This is a genomic window from Bradyrhizobium cosmicum, assembly GCF_007290395.2.
GTDB lineage: Bacteria > Pseudomonadota > Alphaproteobacteria > Rhizobiales > Xanthobacteraceae > Bradyrhizobium > Bradyrhizobium cosmicum.
On record NZ_CP041656.2, the window covers coordinates 6,120,328 to 6,135,415 of the forward strand.

The window sequence follows — 15,088 nt, forward strand, 5'->3', positions numbered from 1 at the left end:
TCTCGCCATGGGAGCATTGGACGGGATCAGGGTGATCGCGGTCGAGCAGGCGGTGGCGGCGCCGTTCTGCTCGTCGCGCCTCGCGGATGCCGGCGCGGAGGTGATCAAGATCGAGCGGCCTGAAGGCGATTTCGCCCGCGGCTATGACGCGGCCGCCAAGGGCCAGAGCAGCTATTTCGTCTGGCTCAACCGCGGCAAGCAATCGGCGGTGGTCGATCTCGCCACCAAAGAGGGCTGCGCCGAGCTCGAGAAGCTGATCGCGAGCGCCGACGTGCTGCTGCAGAACCTCAAACCGGGCTCGATGGACAAGCTCGGCTTTTCGCGCGAGCGGCTCTTGAAGGACTATCCCAGGCTGATCTCCTGCACGATCACCGGCTATGGCGACGAAGGCCCCTACGCGCAGCGCAAGGCCTATGACCTCTTGATCCAGGCCGAGAGCGGACTTGCCTCGATCACCGGCAATCCCGATGGCGCTTCGCGCGTCGGCATGTCGATCGTCGACGTCGCGACCGGCGCGACCGCGCATGCCGCGATTTTGGAGGCGCTGATCGGGCGCGCGCGCACCGGCAAGGGCGCCGACATCCGCATCTCCATGTTCGACGTGATGGCGGACTGGTGCACCGTGCCGCTGCTCAACTCCGAGGCCGGCAATCCGCCCAAGCGCATGGGGCTGCGCCATCCCTCGATCGCGCCCTATGGCGTGTTCACCTCGAAGGACGGCAAGGACATCCTGATCTCGATCCAGAGCGAGCGCGAGTGGAAGACGCTGTGCGCGAAGGTGCTGGATAACCCCGACCTGCCGAACGATCCGCGCGTCGCCAATGGCGTCGAGCGCGTGCGCAACCGCGACTTCACCGACAAGACGGTGGGCGATGCCTTCGGCAGCCTGACCCGCGACGAGCTGCTGAAGCGGCTCTCCGCGGCCGACATCGCCTTTGCCGAGGTCAACACCATGGCCGACCTCACCAACCATCCGCATCTGCGCCGCATCGAGGTCGACACGCCGAACGGCCGTGTCAGCTATCCTGCGCCGGCGCCGATCATCGTCGGCGAGACGCGGGCTTACGGCGCTGTGCCCGCGATCGGCGAGAAACCAGCCAAGAAGTCATAACAAGAGCGAGGCGTCATGAGCGAGAAGCTCGACATCGACCATTTGCGGCAATGGATCGGCCGCAGCACCGAGGCCACCGACATCGTCACCGCGCAGCTCGTCATGGGTTTGCGCGCGACGCTGTTCCAGGAGGTTGGCGAGCCCAAAAGGGGCGACGCCGCACCGTTCACGGTGCATTGGTGCCTGGCGCAGCCGGTGTTTCCGATGGCGATGCTCGGGCCCGACGGCCACCCGACCCGCGGCGGTTTCCTGCCGCCGGTGCCGCTGCCGCGCCGGATGTGGGCCGGCGGCGAGATCGAATTCCTGCAGCCGCTGCAGGTTGGCGATGAATCGACGCGAACCTCGCGCATTGCCGACGTGCAGGTGAAGACAGGATCGACCGGCACGCTGTGCTTCGTGTCGGTCGAGCACAGCATTTCCTCGCCGCGCGGTGTCGCCATCCGCGAGCGGCAGGACATCGTCTATCGCGAGATGACGAGCAGCGCGCCCGCAAGTGCGAAGGCGCCGCCTCCGCCGCCGAAGGCGCAGCATCGCGAGACCCATGTCTCCGATCCGGTGTTGCTGTTCCGCTATTCCGCGCTGACCTTCAACGGCCACCGCATCCATTACGACCGCGACTACGTCACCAAGGTCGAGGGTTATCCGGGCCTGATCTTCCACGGCCCGCTGCAGGCGGCGTTCATCGTCGAGCTGGCGGCGAAGCTGCGCGGCGGCAAGGCACCCAGGAAGTTCACCTATCGCGGCTTGCAGCCGCTGTTCGAGGGCACGGAGTTCTCCATCAACGCCAACGAGACCGAGGCGGGCATGGAGCTGTGGACCGCGAACGCCGAAGGGCAGCCGACGATGAAGGGGACGGCGGTGTGGTAGGTTCGTCATTCCGGGGCGATGCGAAGCATCGAACCCGGAATCTCGAGATTCCGGGTTCGCTTCGCGCGCCGGAATGACGAACCAAACAATAGGCATCAGGGGACGGAGACCATGGCCAAGAACGGCAAGAGCGGCACCAAATCCGTCACCGTCAAGCAGGCAACCCTCGACCTGCTGCGCTCCTTCGGCATCGACAGGGTGTTCGGCAATCCCGGCTCGACCGAGCTGCCGTTCCTGAGCGACTGGCCCGACGACATCGACTATGTGCTGGCGCTGCAGGAGGCTTCCGCGGTCGGCATGGCCGATGGCTATGCGCAGGCGACGCGCAATGCGGGCTTCGTCAATCTGCATTCGGCGGCCGGCGTCGGCAACGCGCTTGGCAACATCTACACCGCGCATCGCAACCAGACGCCGCTCGTGATCACCGCCGGCCAGCAGGCGCGCTCGATCCTCCCCTTGCAGGCGTTTCTCTATGCCGAGCGCGCCTCCGAGTTTCCCCGACCTTACGTCAAGTACAGCGTCGAGCCGGCGCGGCCCGAGGACGTGCCGGCCGCGATCGCACGCGCCTATTACACCGCGATGCAGCCGCCGTGCGGGCCGACCTTCGTGTCGATCCCGGTCGACGACTGGGCGCATGCCGCAGCGCCGATCGAGGCGCGCAAGGTCAGCCGCGAGATCGGACCCGAGCCTGACGCGATGAAGGCGCTGGTTGCGGCGCTCGGCTCAGCAAAGAACCCTGCCCTCGTCGTCGGCCCCGGCGTCGATCGCGCCGGCGCTGTCGATCTGATGGTGCGCGTGGCCGAGAAGGCCAAGGCCAGCGTCTGGGTCAGCCCGTTCTCGGCGCGGTGCTCGTTTCCCGAACGGCATCCGCAGTTCGCGGGCTTCCTGCACGCCTCGCCCGCGCAACTCTCCGATGCGCTGCGCGAGCACGACCTCGTCGTCGTGGTCGGCGCACCGGTGTTCACCTTCCATGTCGAGGGCCATGCCGCGATCTTCGACGGCGGCGCGACCATCTTTCAGATCACGGACGATCCGGATGCGGCGGCGGTGACACCGGTCGGCACCAGCATCATCGCGACGATGAAGCCCGCGCTGAGCCTGCTGCTCGACTTGCTGCCGGAGAGCAAGCGCGCGACGCCGAAAGGGCGCACGCTGCCGCCGGCGCCGCAAGCGGCCGATCCGCTGCCGGTGGAGTTTTTGCTCCACTCGCTATCGCAGGCGATGCCGGAAGGTAGCTCACTGGTCGAGGAAGTGCCCTCGCACCGGCCGGCGATGCAGAAGTTCATGCCGATGCGCGGCCAGGACAGTTTCTACACCATGGCGAGCGGCGGCCTCGGCTATTCGCTCCCCGCCGCCGTCGGCATGGCGCTCGGCAAGCCGAACAGCCGCACCGTCTGCCTGATCGGCGACGGCTCGGCGATGTATTCGATCCAGGCGCTATGGACGGCCGCACAACGCAAGCTGCCGCTCACCATCGTCGTCATCAACAATTCCGGCTACGGCGCGATGCGCTCGTTCAGCCAGGTGATGCAGGTGAGGAACGTGCCCGGGCTGGAGTTGCCGGGGATCGATTTCGTGCGGCTGGCCGAAGGCATGGGTTGCCACGCGGTACGGGTGAGCAAGGCGGACGAGCTGGGTGAGGCGCTCAAGGGCGGGATGGCGCATGAGGGCACCAGCCTGGTGGAAGTTGTCGTGGACTCGGCGGTGCCGGTGCTTTACGGGCAGAAGCATTGAAGATGTCGTCCCTGCCGGGTGCGCAATTGCGCACGGACGCAGGGACCCATACCCACAGGAAGACATTTGGCGAAGACTCGTAGTGGGCAGCTTCGCGCCACAATAACTCCCTGTGGTTATGGGTCCCCGCGTTCGCGGGGACGACACTGAGTTTGTTGCGCGCGCCGCCAACTAAGACGCCAGGAATCCTCCATCCGCCGCCAACACATGCCCGACGACGTATGACGATGCGTCGGACGACAGCCACACCACGGCCTCCGCAACTTCCTCCGGCGTTCCCATCCGCCGCAGCGGCAGGCCCGCACTGACGGTTGCGATGTCGCCGACGCCGGCGCGCAGCATCATGTCGGTGACGACGCGGCCCGGCGCGATGGCGTTGATGCGGACGCCGCGCGGGGCGTTCTCCATCGCCGCAGAGCGGGTCAGCGAGATCGCGGCGGCCTTCGAGGCCGAATAGAGCGAAAAGCCGGGATTGGGATTGCGCACGCCGCTGACGGAGGCGTTGACGACGATGCTGCCACGGCCTTGCGCGAGCATCGCCGGCAGCTGGTGGCGCAGGCACAGGAACAGCGCGCGGACATTGGTGTCGAACACGCTGTCGTAGATCTCCATGCCCTGCTCTTCCAGCGGCGCGCGGCGTTCCTGGAAACCGGCATTATTGAAGACGACATCCAGCCGGCCGCAACGCTCGACCGCGGTACGGACGAGGCGCACAACGTCGTCCTCCCGCGTGATGTCGGTCTGGATCGCGATCGCGTTCGCACCGAGTTCGCGGCATGCCGCGGCGGTGGCCTCGATCTCGGCCTCACGCCGGCCCGCAACGAAGATCGCCTCCGCGCCTTCGGCCGCCATCTGCAGGGCCGTGGCGCGGCCGATGCCGCTGCCGCCGCCCGTGACGAGGCAGACCTTGCCTCTCATCCGCATTCCGGCCGGCAAGGTTTCGCTCATGGCTCACTCCAAAACGCTTGCGCGCGCCGCTGCGCGCATATAGTTGTATGATACAACTATACTCAGGAAGTCAATATGGCCGGGCTTTCGCTGATCGACGACATCCGCGCCGCCTCGCGCCTGATGGTGCGCGAGCTCGGTTTCATGGATGCGACGGTGGCGGCGTCGGACTATCCGCCCTCGGCCGTGCACACCATTCTGGAGATTGGAATCCGCGGGCCGATGAATTCAGGCGAGCTCGGCGATTTCCTGCGGCTGGAAAAATCCAGCGTCAGCCGCCTGGTGCGCAAGCTGATCGATTGCGGCGAGCTCAGCGAGACGCCGGACGCGGATGATGCACGCAGCAAGAGGCTGTCGCTGACGGCGAAAGGCCAGCGCACCATGGCGGCGCTGCATGCATTCGGCCGGCAGCAGGTGAGTGGCGCTCTGGCGGTGCTCACGGAGGCCGAACAGCGCAAGGTGCGCGAGGGGATGATGCTCTATGCGCGGGCGTTGCGGGAGAGCCGGGTGGATGAAGGGGTGGAGTCGGTGGCGTAGCCCACGGCTGTCGTCCCCGCGAACGCGGGGACCCATACCGCGTGATTTATAAGTAAAGCGGAAGTGCCAGTACCGCGGGAAGGAACAACCACCCGTCTTCGCCAAACTTCTCCCTGTGGTTATGGGTCCCCGCGTTCGCGGGGACGACACCGAGTTTTTGGCGCCTGTCTTATCTAGTTCCCGAACTCTTCCCGCATCCTGGCCTGGATCTTGGCCATGCCACCGATCCAGCGGTCGTAATTCTCGGTCTTCTTGCGCATGTAGCCGAGCACCTGGGGGTGCGGCAGGATCAGGAACGTCTCCTGATCGAGGCCGGCGAGCACGTCCTTTGCGACCTGCTCGGGCGTCAGATCGCCATCGCCGGATTGCGGGCCCTTGGGGATCGAGCGCAGCATGTTGGTGTCGACGCCCTGCGGGCAGAGGATCGAGACCTTGATGTTGTCAGCCCTGTGCGAGATCGCGAGGTTTTCGGCAAAGCCGACTGCGGCGTGCTTGGTGGTGGAATAGGCCGGGCTGCCGACCTGCGAGAGCAGGCCCGCGGCGGAGATGGTGTTGAGGAAATAGCCGCCGCCGCGCGTCTTCATGCGGGGGATGAGATGCCGCGCGGCATAGACGTGGGCCATGACGTGGATCGCCCAGCTCCGTTGCCACGGCTCGTCCGAAGCGCCGCCGGCATTTTGCGACATCGGATCGAAGCCGCCGCCGATGCCGGCGTTGGAGCAGAACAGGGCAATGGGCCCGAACTGCTTCTCGGTCTCCTCGATGACGTGGGAAATATCCCTTTCCTGCGCGACGTCGCATTTGAAGGCGGCACCATCCACCGTGGCGGCGACCGCCCTTGCGTTGTCGGCGTCCATATCGGCGACCACGACCTTGGCCGCACCGGCGGCGTGGAAGGCCTCGCACATCGCCTTGCCGATGCCATTAGCGCCGCCCGTGACGACCACGACCTTGTCGGTCACCTGCATGCGACGTCTCCTCTTGTCTTATCTTGCCTTGTACCGCTTCGCGGAATTCCTCAGCTCAACACGAGGTCGAGCACCGCGGTATAATGGCATGCCGCGCCGGCCAAGACAAAGCCGTGCCAGATCGCATTCTGGAAGCGCAGCCGCCGCCAGGCGTGGAAAATCACGCCAAAGCTGTAGAGCAGCCCGCCCGCAAGGATGAAGCCCAGCACCAGCGCGGGCAGCGCCTTGACCACAGCGTCGTACAGCATGATGCCGCTCCATCCCATCGCAAGATAGATGCCGACCGCAACGCGGTCGAACCGGCCGGGAAAGCGAAGCTTCAACACGATGCCTGATATCGCGACACACCAGACGCAGACCAGCAGCACCAGCGCAAACACGCTGTCCTTCAACTCCAGGATGAACGGCGTGTAGGTGGAAGCGATCAGAAGATAGATCGCGGAATGATCGAACCGGCGCAGCAGCCATTTGACAGGCGAGACCGGCCAGAGATTATAGGTCGCCGACAGCACCAGCATCGAGAGCAGGCCGGCGACATAGATCGAGACGCCGACGATGTCGGTGGCGTCGGCATAGACCACCGCAAGCACCACCAGGACCGTCGCGGCGATGATCCCCGACAGTACACCGATGGCGTGGATGATGCCGTCGGCGATCAGTTCGGCGCGGTCGTAGTGCCAGCCGATCGCGTCGGCCGCGGCATGGACGGAGTTAGAGGCAAGCTGCTTCAGTTGGAAGACGGTCATGACAATCCGTAAAGGCTAAGACAATGCCCTCTTCTATGGGTCTTTCGGCACCCGCGCGTCGTTCAATCGGTTGATTGCAGACAATGGCGGTGGAAGTATGAAGCTTGATTTTCCTGATGCAATTGCCACTTTTGTGAACAGTCTCACAGTTCCCCGCCTGGGATTTCCAGCGTTCATATGGCATTCACCTTTCAGGATATGGTCGAAGAGGCGCGCCTGTCGGCCCGGGCGCTGATCGACTATGGCGAGCATTTCTTCAATCCCACGGTGCGGCTCGGAGTCACCGGCCTGTCGCGGGCCGGTAAAACCGTGTTCATCACCGCGCTGATCCACGGTCTGACCCGCGGTGGCCGGTTTCCGGTATTCGAGGCCTATGCTTCGGGCCGGATCGCGCGGACCAATCTGGCGCCACAGCCTGACGATGCCGTGCCGCGCTTTGCCTATGAAAGCCATCTGCACGCACTGATCGAGGATCGGCACTGGCCGAGCTCGACCGTCGATATCAGCGAGTTGCGCCTCGTGATCGACTACCAGCGCCCGAACGGCGCCGACCGCACCCTGACGCTCGACATCGTCGACTATCCCGGCGAATGGCTGCTCGACCTGCCGCTGCTCCAGAAGAGCTTCGAGCAATGGTCCATCGAGAGCCTGGCGCTGTCGCGCGAGGCGCCGCGCGCGCACGTCGCCGCCGAATGGCACGCACACCTTGCAACGCTCAAGCCCGAGGCACGCGAGGACGAGCAGGCCACGCTCACAGCGGCAAAGCTGTTCACCGATTATCTGCGCGCCTGCCGCGACGAGCGGTTCGCGATGAGCCTGCTGCCGCCTGGCCGCTTCCTGATGCCCGGCAATCTCGCAGGCTCGCCGGCGCTGACCTTTGCGCCGCTCGACGTGCCCATCGACGGGCAGGCGCCGGAGGGCTCGCTGTGGGCGATGATGGTGCGCCGCTACGAGGCTTACAAGGACGTGGTGGTGCGGCCGTTCTTTCGTGATCACTTCGCCCGGCTGGATCGCCAGATCGTGCTGGCCGACGCGCTCGCCGCGTTCAACGCGGGCCCCGAGGCGCTGCACGATCTCGAAGCCGCGCTTGCCGGCATTCTCGACTGCTTCAACATCGGCCGCAGCACGATCCTCTCCAGCCTGTTCCGCCCGCGCATCGACCGCATCCTGTTCGCGGCAACCAAAGCGGATCATCTGCATCATTCCAGCCACGACCGGCTAGAGGCCGTGCTGCGGCGTGCGGTCGGCCGCGCCGTGGCGCGCGCGGAAGATACTGGCGCGGCGATCGACGTCGTCGCGCTGGCGGCCGTACGCGCCACGCGCGAAGCGCAGGTCGCGCATGGCCGCGACAAATTGCCGTCGATCCTGGGAACGCCGGCCGCGGGCGAAAGCGCCGGCGGCGAGTTTTTCGACGGCACCACGGAGGTCGCGACCTTTCCGGGTGACCTGCCTCTGGATCCCGAGGCGCTCTTCAACGGCACGGATGCGTTCCGCGGTCTGTCGACGGAAACCGCCGGGACAAGCGACTTCCGCTTCCTGCGCTTCCGTCCGCCCAAGCTCGAACGCGTGGGCGCGGACGAACCGACACTGCCTCACATCCGCCTCGACCGGGCGTTGCAGTTCCTGATCGGAGACAAGCTGTCATGAACGAGCGATCCACGCCACGGCGGCCGGCGACGTTCCGGCTCGACGATCCCGGCGTCGTCGTCACCGAGGCCGACGAAGCGGCGCGACTTGGCCGCACCACGATCCAGATCACGCCGGAGCACGATCCTCAGGCGCTGCCGGTGCCGATCGAAGCCACGCTGCCGGCGCGGCGCGGCTTCCCCTGGGGCGCACTGTTCTGGTCCGGGCTCGCCGGGCTGACGCTGCTCGGCACCGGGCTCGGCGTGGTCCATCTGATCGAGGATCTGTTCGCACGCAGCGAAACGCTCGGCTTCGTCGGCGTTGCCTTTGCCTTCGTCACCGCGCTGGCACTTGCGGTCGTGATCGGGCGCGAGGCGTTCGGGCTCGCGCGCCTCGCGACCATCGAGAAGCTGCATGCGCGCGCGGCTGCGGTGCTTGCCAGCGACGACCGCAAGGAGAGCCGCGCCATCGTGCAGGACCTGCTAAAGCTCGCGCACCAGAACCCGCAGCTCGCGCGCGCCCGCGCCGCGCTGGAGAGCCATACCGGCGAAATCATCGACGGCGCCGACATGATCCGGCTCGCCGAACGCGAATTGATGTCGCCGCTGGATGCGGAGGCGCGTCGGCTGGTGTCGTCAGCCGCGCAGAAAGTCTCGATCGTCACGGCGGTGAGCCCGCGCGCGGCGATCGACGTGATGTTCGTGTTCGTCGCCGCGCTGCGGCTGATCCGCCAGCTCGCCTATCTCTATGGCGGCCGGCCCGGCGCGCTCGGCATGATCCGCCTGCTCCGCCATGTCATCGCCCATCTCGCCATCACCGGCGGCATGGCCGCGAGCGACAGCCTGGTGCAGCAGATGCTCGGCCACGGTATCGCGGCGAAGCTGTCGCAGCGGCTGGGAGAAGGGATCCTCAACGGACTGCTGACGGCGCGGCTGGGCCTGGCCGCGATCGACGTCACAAGGCCGTTGCCGTTCGCGGCGCTGCCGCCGCCGAAGCTGTCGGATCTGGCGACAGATCTGTTGCGGAAGAAAGACGACGAGGCGTAAGCGGCTCGCGCTTACCCTCCCCTGGAGGGGGAGGGTCGCTGCGCATGGAGCGAAGCGCAATGCGTAGCGGGGTGGGGTGACGGTCTCTCCACCTCCAACACTGCCCGCGTGGAAAGATCACCCCACCCCGCTCGCGCTTCGCGCGATCGACCCTCCCCCTCCAGGGGAGGGTAAGCCCCCGCCAGCACCTTCCACTGGAATAGCGGCGAATCCTTCGGCGGTGACAGCTCCGGGGTCCAGCCGCTCAGTTTTTCGATCGCATACGTGTCGATCACGAGGCCGCGCCAGCGGCGCTCGACCTGGCCAAGCTGCTCGCGCCTGGCAGGGATCGCGTCCCACACCGGGGCGCGATCGTCAGGCTCGCGGCCGACATAGATGCCGGCGTGGCCCCTGATCCTGTCCATGCCGGGATCGCCAAAATCCTGGAAACGGCCGCGCTCGTTGATCTCGATCACGGGAACGCGGCCGCGGAACAGCCAGCGCATCATCGCAAAGGTGCGGTAGTCCGTGGTGGCGATCCAGGTCGCGCCGGTCTCGTCGAGTGCGGCCTGCGCGCGCGCCGCGACCTGCTCGTAGCCGGCCTCGGCGCCGATCGGATCGATCTTGCCGAGGAAATTCCAGGGCGCGGCGACGTAATAGAGGAACACGATCACGACGAAGGCGATGCCCGAGACGACCGCCGTGTTGAGCCAGAACAGGCTCGACCGGATCAAACGCGCCGATCGATTCTCACGCGACAGCATCACAAGGTTCACCGCGGCCGCGGCGAAACCGACCGGCCACATGAACATCGGCCAGGTGTCGCCGACCCTCAGCGTCGTCGATTTGGCAAGGAAATAGAGGAACGGCACCAGCACCGCAGTCGACAGCAGGATCGCGACCGGCTCGCGCGTGCGATAGCCGCGCCATGCCGTCGTCACCAGCCCGGTCAACACCACCGGCAGCATCACGAAGCCGACCAGGCCGAATTGCAGGCCGATGTAATCGCCGATCGTCCGCAGCGAGATGCCGTAATTGGCGGTGGCGCGCACGCCCTGGAAACGGAACGAGGCCCAGTCGTGCTGCGCGTTCCAGATCAGCACCGGCGAGAACACCGCGATGGCGACCAGCACCGCGAGGTAAGGATAGGGGCTGCGCAACCAGCGCCAGCGCCAATCCGGCACCAGCAGGAAGGCGGCGACCGCCGGCGCGAACATGATCGCGGTGAATTTCGACAGCATCGACAGGCCCGCGAACAATCCGGCCGCCAGCCACCAGCGGCCGTCGCCACTCTGCGCCAGCCGCACCAGCGACCACATCATCGCCATCGCAAACGGGATCATGGCGACGTCGGGCGCGACCTTGGCCATCAGCAGGCCGTAATAAAGCGCGGCCTCCGGCATCAGCACCGCGAACATGATCGCGCGTGCATCATGGGTGAGGCGGCGGACGATGTCGGCGAGCAACAGCTGCGTCACCAGCATCGCGACGATGCCTCCAAAGCGCACACCGAGCGTGGTGTCGCCGAAGATCGCGGTGCCCACGCGGATGAACCAGGCGATCATGGGGGGATGGTCGAGGAAGCCGAGCGCGGTCTCTTTCGACCAGGTCCAGTAATAGGCCTCGTCGGTGCGCAGCTCGATCGCGGAGGCGTAGACGATGCGGAGCACGGTCATCGCCGCGATCACGAGCACGGCCATGACGAGGACACGGCGCGCGGCGCCGCGGGTGGGCGTGGTGATGTCGGAAGCTGTCGTCACGGCCGCGCTTTTCGCCAACCTGGGAGGGGGAGTCAATGCGGGGCTTGTCGCGCATGTGATCGGGCCCGCGGTCACCCCCGGGAATGAAACGCCGGGCTGGCTGTTCTCCTTGATGAACTGATACAACCGAATCATGGCCGCCACCGCCGCTTCACGATTGTCCGAACTCCTCCGTGCGACCAGCGCGCGCCAGGTGCGGCTGGTCTGCGGGATCATCCTGTTCGCTTACGTGGTCAGCCATTTCCTCAACCATGCGCTCGGCAATATCTCGGTCGATGCCATGGAGGTCGGGGTCATCTACCATACCCTGTTCTGGCAGTTCCTCCCCGTAGCGCTCGTGTTCTACACCGCCGCGCTCACCCATATGGGTCTGGGCATCTACGCGCTGTATCAGCGCCGACAGTTCCGCTGGCGGACGATCGAGCCGCTCCAGCTCGTGCTGGGGCTGAGCATCCCAGCGCTCGTCATGGCGCATGTGATCGGGGTGCGGCTGGGTCAGACGCTGTACGGACACGAGAAGCTCTATCCGCAGGAGCTTTACCTCTTCTTCGTCGCGGCGCCCGGCCGGCTCTGGCTGATGACGATCCTGCTCGTCATCGCCTGGATCCATGGCTGCATTGGCATCTATTTCTGGCTCCGCCTGAAACCGTTGTTCGCCCGCGCTGCGCCCTACCTGCTGGCGGCCGCCGTGCTGATCCCGACGCTGGCGTTGCTCGGCATCTACCAGGGCGGCCGCAGCGTCGCGATCGAAGCCGACGATGGGGAGTGGCGCACGCACAATCTGACGCGGCGCCAGGTTGGAACGGTCGCCGAGGCCGACACGCTCGACCGCATCTCCGGCGGCCTCACCATCGGCTATCTCGGCCTGCTCGCCCTGGCGCTCGCGGCGCGCGGCGTACGCGCCTTGCGCGAACGCCGCGGCGGCATGATCGCGCTGTCCTACGGCAACGGCAAGACGGTGCGCGTGCCCAAGGGCCTCTCCGTGCTGGAAGCAAGCCTGCGCCATAATCTGCCGCATGCCAGCGTCTGCGGCGGCCGCGCCCGCTGCTCGACCTGCCGTATCCGCATCATCGGCGATCATGCCTCCCTGCCCGAGCCGTCGCAGCGCGAAGCTTTCGTGCTCGCGCGGGTCGGCACCGCCGATCCCTCGATCCGGCTCGCCTGCCAGCTGCGGCCGGAGACCGACCTCTCCTTCTTCCAGCTCTTCATGCCGCACACATTGTCGGCCAACGCGCATGCTTCGGCGCCCACCAGAATCGGCCAGGAGCGCTATCTGGTCAGCCTGTTCGTGGATATGCGCGGCTCGACGCAGCTTGCCGAGAAACGGCTGCCGTTCGACACCGTCTTCATCGTCAACCGCTTCCTCGGCGCGGTGTCGCAGGCCGTGATCGAGAACGGCGGCCAGCCCAACCAATTCGTCGGCGACGGCATGCTGGCGCTGTTCGGCCTGTCGGCCGATCCGCAAGAAGCCTGCCGGCAGGCGCTGAAGGCAGCCAGCGGCATCGCCGCGAACATCGACGAGTTGAACCAGCTCCTGAGTCATGATCTGCGCCAGCCGATCCGCTTCGGCATCGGCGTTCACTGCGGCGAGGTCATCATCGGCGACATCGGCTATCGCGATCACATCGTCTTCACCGCACTCGGCGATGCCGTCAACGTCGCCGCCCGCCTCCAGGACATGACCAAGATGCTGGCTTGCGAGGCGATCGTCTCGGACGAGGTCCGCCGCACCGCCGGCCTTGCGGACGATTCGCTGCCGCAGCAGGACGTCGCGATCCGCGGCCGCGACGAGCCGATGGCCGTGCGGGTGGTTGCGGATGCGAGGATGCTGTCGGGACTCGTCGATGGCAGCGCGCGCGTGGCGGCGTGATTCTTCTTCACCTCGCCCCGCTTGCGGGGAGAGGTCGGATTGCATCGTAGATGCAATCCGGGTGAGGGGGACTCTCCGCGAGTCTAGCTCTCACCTCCCTTGCGGAGACTCCCCCTCACCCCAGCCCTCTCCCCGCAGGCGGGGCGAGGGAGCGCACCGCCCGCGGGGCTAGGACTCGGCCCCATTGCATTCCAACCGTAACACCGGCTTGTTGCGCCGCAACGGCATGGGGCTGCTGCGAAAGCACGAATTGACTTCATCCCGCTCGTTGCGACAGATGGACACGGGATCGCGGTGATGACCGCGACTCAACGAAAAGCTCCGGGAGGAGACCAGAATGTTCGATCGACGCGACCTGCTCAAAGGAGCGGGGCTTGCCGCGCTTGCGGCCACACTGAATTCCACCAAAGCGCTAGCACTCGACACCGTCACGCTCCCGTTCGCCAATGGCGAGCGGCCGCTGGTGAAATATCCGCAGAAACGGCCGATGATCGGCCTGACCAGCCGGCCGCCGCAGCTCGAGACGCCGTTCGCGGTGTTCAACGACGGCCCGATCACGCCGAACAATGCGTTCTTCGTGCGCTATCACCTCTCCGATCTGCCCTACAATCTCGACCCCGACACGTTCACGCTTCAAGTCAAGGGCAAGGTCGACAGGCCGCTGAAGCTGTCGCTGAAGGACATCCGGAAGATGAAGGCGACGGAGATCGTCGCCGTCAACCAGTGCTCCGGCAACAGCCGCGGCTTCGTCGAGCCGCGCGTCGCCGGCGGTCAGCTCGCCAACGGCGCTATGGGCAATGCGCGCTGGCGCGGCGTGCCGCTCAAGGCGGTGCTGGAGATGGCGGGCGTGCAGAGCGGCGCCAAGCAGGTCACCTTCAACGGCATGGACGGCCCGGTCAGCGACAAGACGCCTGATTTCGTCAAGGCGCTCGATCTCGATCACGCCACCGACGGCGAGGTGATGCTGGCCTATGGCATGAACGGCGAGGATTTGCCGTTCCTCAATGGCTTCCCGCTGCGCCTGATCGTGCCGGGCTATTACGGCACCTATTGGGTCAAGCACCTCAACGAGATCACCGTCGTCGACAACGTCTTCGACGGCTTCTGGATGAAGTCGGCCTATCGCATTCCGGATACGCCGAACAATGCGATCGAGCCCGGCACGGCGCCGAAGGCGACCATCCCGATCAATCGCTTCACCATCCGCTCCTTCATCACCAACCTCAGTGACGGCACCAGGCTGAAGGCGGGACGCACGACGCTACGCGGCATCGCCTTCGACGGCGGCAAGGGCATCAAGGACGTCGCGGTCTCCACCGACGGCGGCAAGACCTGGACCAGCGCCAGGCTCGGCAAGGACCTCGGCAAATACTCGTTCCGCGAATGGAAGCTGCCGGTGAAGCTCGCGGCAGGTAGCTACGAGCTCAAGGTCCGCGCCACCGGCAATGGCGGTGAGACGCAGCCGGATACGCCGCGCTGGAATCCCGCAGGCTATTTGCGCAACGTCGTCGAAACCGTCCGCGTCAGCGTGGCCTGAAGGAGAATGATCATGCAGCGCACCGTTCTCCTCGCGATCTCACTCGCCTTCGCCGCCGTCGTGGGTTCGGCACTTGCCGCACCGGTCAATTACAAGACACCCGACGAGGTCGCCGCCTTCAAGCCCGGCCCCAACCTCGACGTCGTGCAGGGCAATTGCACGGCGTGCCACTCGGCCGACTACATCGCGACACAGCCGCCGATGAAAGACAGGAAGGGCTTCTGGCAAGCCGAGGTGACCAAGATGATCAAGGTCTATGGCGCGCCGATCGACGATGCCGATGTCGGCAAGATCGTCGATTATCTCGCCGCGACGTATTGATGGCTGGCTTGCGGCGCGCGGGCCGATTGACCGCGAAA

13 protein-coding genes are annotated in these 15,088 nt (G+C 66.0%); 9 read left to right on the top strand and 4 right to left on the bottom strand.

Features of this window, described 5'->3' with window-relative positions; all coding sequences use genetic code 11:
- The first annotated feature begins 7 nt into the window (after window positions 1-7).
- The 3 genes from FNV92_RS29255 (at window position 8) to mdlC (ending at window position 3,712) form a co-directional block, all read left to right on the top strand.
- A complete protein-coding gene (locus FNV92_RS29255) occupies window positions 8-1,111 on the top strand; it encodes a CaiB/BaiF CoA transferase family protein (protein ID WP_015688329.1) in 1,104 nt (367 codons plus the stop codon).
- A 15-nt stretch (window positions 1,112-1,126) separates the two neighbouring features.
- Window positions 1,127-1,978: an HTD2 family dehydratase gene (locus FNV92_RS29260; RefSeq protein WP_015688330.1), complete on the top strand. Its 852-nt coding sequence runs from the start codon at window positions 1,127-1,129 to the stop codon at window positions 1,976-1,978.
- A 111-nt stretch (window positions 1,979-2,089) separates the two neighbouring features.
- Complete coding sequence (gene mdlC, locus FNV92_RS29265; RefSeq protein WP_143843500.1) at window positions 2,090-3,712, top strand: benzoylformate decarboxylase; 1,623 nt, start codon at window positions 2,090-2,092, stop codon at window positions 3,710-3,712.
- 171 nt (window positions 3,713-3,883) lie between these two features.
- On the opposite strand, the gene FNV92_RS29270 is transcribed toward mdlC, so the two are convergent.
- Window positions 3,884-4,660 (bottom strand): SDR family NAD(P)-dependent oxidoreductase, encoded by a 777-nt coding sequence (locus FNV92_RS29270; RefSeq protein ID WP_143843499.1) that lies wholly within the window; start codon window positions 4,658-4,660, stop codon window positions 3,884-3,886.
- A gap of 75 nt (window positions 4,661-4,735) precedes the next feature.
- On the opposite strand from FNV92_RS29270, the gene FNV92_RS29275 reads away from it, so the two are divergent.
- Window positions 4,736-5,197: a MarR family winged helix-turn-helix transcriptional regulator gene (locus FNV92_RS29275; protein ID WP_143843498.1), complete on the top strand. Its 462-nt coding sequence runs from the start codon at window positions 4,736-4,738 to the stop codon at window positions 5,195-5,197.
- A gap of 173 nt (window positions 5,198-5,370) precedes the next feature.
- Here FNV92_RS29275 and FNV92_RS29280 read toward each other — a convergent pair whose 3' ends face one another.
- Both FNV92_RS29280 and trhA read right to left on the bottom strand, forming a co-directional pair.
- Window positions 5,371-6,165, bottom strand: a complete 795-nt coding sequence (locus FNV92_RS29280; protein ID WP_143843497.1) for an SDR family oxidoreductase — start codon at window positions 6,163-6,165, stop codon at window positions 5,371-5,373.
- Between the two features lie 50 nt (window positions 6,166-6,215).
- On the bottom strand, window positions 6,216-6,911 hold the full coding sequence (trhA, locus tag FNV92_RS29285) for a PAQR family membrane homeostasis protein TrhA (RefSeq protein WP_015688335.1): 696 nt from the start codon (window positions 6,909-6,911) through the stop codon (window positions 6,216-6,218).
- Between the two features lie 177 nt (window positions 6,912-7,088).
- Between trhA and FNV92_RS29290 the strand changes: the two genes are divergently transcribed.
- Entirely contained in the window at window positions 7,089-8,558 is a 1,470-nt protein-coding gene (locus tag FNV92_RS29290) for a YcjX family GTP-binding protein (protein WP_143843496.1), read from the top strand.
- Complete coding sequence (locus tag FNV92_RS29295) at window positions 8,555-9,583, top strand: YcjF family protein (protein ID WP_143843495.1); 1,029 nt, start codon at window positions 8,555-8,557, stop codon at window positions 9,581-9,583. The genes FNV92_RS29290 and FNV92_RS29295 overlap by 4 nt, the downstream gene beginning before the upstream one ends.
- 11 nt (window positions 9,584-9,594) lie before the next feature.
- Here the strand turns inward: FNV92_RS29295 and FNV92_RS29300 are convergent, their stop codons facing one another.
- Window positions 9,595-11,262, bottom strand: coding sequence for a glycosyltransferase family 39 protein (locus FNV92_RS29300; RefSeq protein WP_244623823.1), 1,668 nt, complete (start codon window positions 11,260-11,262; stop codon window positions 9,595-9,597).
- Between the two features lie 193 nt (window positions 11,263-11,455).
- Here FNV92_RS29300 and FNV92_RS29305 point away from each other — a divergent pair, with 193 nt between their 5' ends.
- The 3 genes from FNV92_RS29305 to sorB all read left to right on the top strand — a co-directional run bounded on the left by FNV92_RS29305 (window position 11,456) and on the right by sorB (window position 15,050).
- Complete coding sequence (locus FNV92_RS29305) at window positions 11,456-13,192, top strand: adenylate/guanylate cyclase domain-containing protein (RefSeq protein WP_143843493.1); 1,737 nt, start codon at window positions 11,456-11,458, stop codon at window positions 13,190-13,192.
- A gap of 337 nt (window positions 13,193-13,529) precedes the next feature.
- On the top strand, window positions 13,530-14,729 hold the full coding sequence (gene sorA, locus FNV92_RS29310; RefSeq protein ID WP_143843492.1) for a SorA family sulfite dehydrogenase catalytic subunit: 1,200 nt from the start codon (window positions 13,530-13,532) through the stop codon (window positions 14,727-14,729).
- Window positions 14,730-14,741: 12 nt separating this feature from the next.
- Window positions 14,742-15,050, top strand: a complete 309-nt coding sequence (gene sorB, locus FNV92_RS29315; RefSeq protein ID WP_168213509.1) for a SorB family sulfite dehydrogenase c-type cytochrome subunit — start codon at window positions 14,742-14,744, stop codon at window positions 15,048-15,050.
- Window positions 15,051-15,088 lie beyond the last annotated feature (38 nt).

Excerpts from the sequence above, each read along its gene's own strand:
- FNV92_RS29255 (WP_015688329.1), top strand. The coding sequence starts at position 8 with ATGGGAGCATTGGACGGGATCAGGGTGATCGCGGTCGAGCAGGCGGTG.
- FNV92_RS29260 (WP_015688330.1), top strand. The coding sequence starts at position 1,127 with ATGAGCGAGAAGCTCGACATCGACCATTTGCGGCAATGGATCGGCCGC.
- mdlC (WP_143843500.1), top strand. The coding sequence starts at position 2,090 with ATGGCCAAGAACGGCAAGAGCGGCACCAAATCCGTCACCGTCAAGCAG.
- FNV92_RS29270 (WP_143843499.1), bottom strand. The coding sequence starts at position 4,660 with ATGAGCGAAACCTTGCCGGCCGGAATGCGGATGAGAGGCAAGGTCTGC.
- FNV92_RS29275 (WP_143843498.1), top strand. The coding sequence starts at position 4,736 with ATGGCCGGGCTTTCGCTGATCGACGACATCCGCGCCGCCTCGCGCCTG.
- FNV92_RS29280 (WP_143843497.1), bottom strand. The coding sequence starts at position 6,165 with ATGCAGGTGACCGACAAGGTCGTGGTCGTCACGGGCGGCGCTAATGGC.
- trhA (WP_015688335.1), bottom strand. The coding sequence starts at position 6,911 with ATGACCGTCTTCCAACTGAAGCAGCTTGCCTCTAACTCCGTCCATGCC.
- FNV92_RS29290 (WP_143843496.1), top strand. The coding sequence starts at position 7,089 with ATGGCATTCACCTTTCAGGATATGGTCGAAGAGGCGCGCCTGTCGGCC.
- FNV92_RS29295 (WP_143843495.1), top strand. The coding sequence starts at position 8,555 with ATGAACGAGCGATCCACGCCACGGCGGCCGGCGACGTTCCGGCTCGAC.
- FNV92_RS29300 (WP_244623823.1), bottom strand. The coding sequence starts at position 11,262 with ATGGCCGTGCTCGTGATCGCGGCGATGACCGTGCTCCGCATCGTCTAC.
- FNV92_RS29305 (WP_143843493.1), top strand. The coding sequence starts at position 11,456 with ATGGCCGCCACCGCCGCTTCACGATTGTCCGAACTCCTCCGTGCGACC.
- sorA (WP_143843492.1), top strand. The coding sequence starts at position 13,530 with ATGTTCGATCGACGCGACCTGCTCAAAGGAGCGGGGCTTGCCGCGCTT.
- sorB (WP_168213509.1), top strand. The coding sequence starts at position 14,742 with ATGCAGCGCACCGTTCTCCTCGCGATCTCACTCGCCTTCGCCGCCGTC.